At 66.6% G+C, this 2641-nt stretch carries 2 protein-coding genes; both read right to left on the reverse strand.

Going from position 1 to position 2641, the window contains the following annotated elements:
• The coding region (locus tag DD1DGNOD_RS08560; RefSeq protein ID WP_131769843.1) for a TIR domain-containing protein at nt 1-1329 on the reverse strand (1329 nt) is incomplete at its 3' end.
• Between the two features lie 180 nt (nt 1330-1509).
• The coding region (locus DD1DGNOD_RS08565) for an ATP-binding protein (RefSeq protein ID WP_241255572.1) at nt 1510-2641 on the reverse strand (1132 nt) is incomplete at its 5' end.

Genomic DNA, 2641 nt, shown 5'->3' on the forward strand with positions numbered 1-2641 from the left:
CTTCTCGCCCTGCTCGTTTTCACCCCCCTTGTTTTCACCCTGGTCGTTTCCGCCCTGCCCGTGCAGCAGCAGGTTCAGGTGGGGGCCGAGAAGCCGGCCGAGGTCCTCGGCGTCCCGCAGCTCGCTGTTGTGCGATGTCGACCCGGCGAGCGGATCGTGGTGCACGGCGCCGATCCGCAGCCAGCCGTCCCGGGCGAACCCGAACAGGGTGTTGGCGGCGCTGTCGAGCTGCTCGGCGCCCAGCCATCCGTGGTGAACCAGATGCGACTGGGCCATGGTCGAGTTCAGCCCCGCCACCACGACCTTCAGATCGGATATGGCAAAATATGACCATTCTTCGCCGACCTGGAAACCGATGTCCGCGTCCGGGCCGTAGAAACGGCGCAGCAGCCTGTCGAAGAACGTCCATTTCGGCCAGTACGGCGCGACCGGCTCCTCGTCGGCGACCTCCTGCTGGAGAAAATAGGCTTCGCAGAGTTTCTCGTTGACGTCATGGCTGCCCGGGATGATTGCGAACCGATTGTGGTCGAGGCGCAGGGCGTCGGCCAGCCCGGCCAGCACGTCGTACGCCTGCTCGAACTCGCGTTTCGCGCCCGTCCCGGTGAGGTCGCCGGTGACGACGACGAGATCCGGAAGCAGCTCCCCGGTGTCGGTGCCGGTGTCGGCGGTGAGCCGGCGCAGGTCGTCGGACAGCCAGGTGACCAGCTCCGCGGGCGTCCGGCTGTCCGTGGGCTGTGCGGGTAGCCGCATCCCCGACAGGTGCAGCACGGTGACGGTGCGTTCATTGCCTGAAGGGCCTCCTGGAAAGGCCGGGCCGGTCCTGCCGTCGGTGCCGGGAAAAGCAGGGGCTGTCGTGGGCTTTCCCCGTCCGGTGATGGACGCGGTGATTCCCCGGATCAGTTCTTTGGCCGCGGCGTTCTCGTCCTTACCGACCAGGTCGATATAGGTGCGTGAACGCAGAAGGCCGTCCGGTTGGCATGCGCTGATACGCACGGGCACGATGCCGCGTCCGCGACCGTCCGGATCGTCCGGCCAGACCGCCAGCCATTCGGCGTTGCCGTACCGGGAGTCGCGCAGGTATGTCTCCGACAGTACCGGCACCATCCGCGTGGACGCGGGCAGCGTGCGATGCATGCGGGCCGCCCAGTCCGATCCGGGTACGAGGTCCCAGGCCTGTATGAACGCCCGGGCAGGACGGCCGCTGATCCGGATTCTTTTCTCCAGCTGCCAGGCGATCCACTCCGCCCATCCCTTGTCCGCGCCGGTGTAGCTGATGAAGAAGTCGAATTCGGCATCGCCGCCACCGGCCGCACAGCCCCCGTTGCCCATGGGTCGAGCATGCCACTGTGTGCCACGGATCGTGCCGTCCGGGTCGTGCGGGCGGTTCTACGTCCCGTGTCCGACGGCCCCGGCGTTCCTGAACGGGATGCGGCGGGCGTCGACAGGGGCGTGTCGATGGCGCCGGCATTGAGTCGTGCCGACCGTGGAAAGGTGGGACCCGCACCCGTCTTATATCGTCCAGATCGTTTCGATCGGCAGCGCGCGCATTCGGTCGCCGAACGGCAGCGGCTGCGCTCCCGCATACATCACGTAGCCCGCAAGAAACTGGTCACCGGCTTTCCGGGCGAGCTGATGCAGCCCCCGGAAGTCGTCCGCGCGAACGGTCTCGGAGGCTTTGACCTCGATGCCGACGATCTCGCCCGATGCGCGCTCCAGTACGGCATCCACCTCATTACCGTCACGGTCGCGGTAGTGGAAGAGTTGTACTGGCTCCTCTGCCCAGGTCAGTTGGCGGGCGAGTTCGCCGATGACGAAGTTCTCCAGAAGCGGGCCGACGGGCGCCGTTGGATGTGCTGCCCGTTTGAGGGACATACCGGCCAGGTGCCCGGCAAGTCCCGAGTCAATCATGATCAGTTTTGGTGTGGCGACCGCTCGGGTGGTCAGGTTGTTGGACCAGGCCGGGATTCTTCGCACAACATAGATCAGCTCCAGGGCGTCCAGATGGCGGCGGACCGTGGACGCGGCAAGACCGAGATCACGGCTCAGTCGCTGGGGGACGGCCATGCCTGCCATGCATGCCGCGAGTGCGCCGATCAGCCGGCGCAGGTCGGTGGCATGTGTGATCTCGGATACCTGGCGCACGTCGCGCGTAATGAGATCGGACAGATAGGAGGTGAAGAACCGGCCGCGGCGACGCGCGTCGGCGCGGCGTACCGCCTCGGGATATCCGCCTTGTAGGGCACGGGCAACATAGTCCGGGCGACGCAGGGTGCTCTCCGGTACGTGCGTATCTGGGCCTTGGCCGAACACGGTGTCGACGAAGCTGTCGGGGGTTCCGTGGATCTCACCCTGTGACAGTGGCCACAGTTCGATTGTTTCGGTTCGACCGGGCAGGGCGTCGGGCAGGTCACGCAGACCCGACAGCCGGGCTGAGCCGGTGAGTAGAAACCGCCCCGGGCGGGGATCGCGATCAACCTCGAGTTTGATCCCGAGCAGTAGCTCGGGCACCCGCTGGACCTCGTCGATCAGCAGCAGGCCGCCGTGCCGGACGAATCCCGTCGGGTCCGCTTCGGCGGCTGCCCGGACCGCCGCGTCGTCGAGGAAGTACGTCCTGACGTTGGTCGAGGAGTTCGCCACCAGT

The sequence above is a fragment of the Candidatus Protofrankia californiensis genome, assembly GCF_900634765.1.
GTDB classification, from domain to species: domain Bacteria; phylum Actinomycetota; class Actinomycetes; order Frankiales; family Frankiaceae; genus Protofrankia; species Protofrankia californiensis.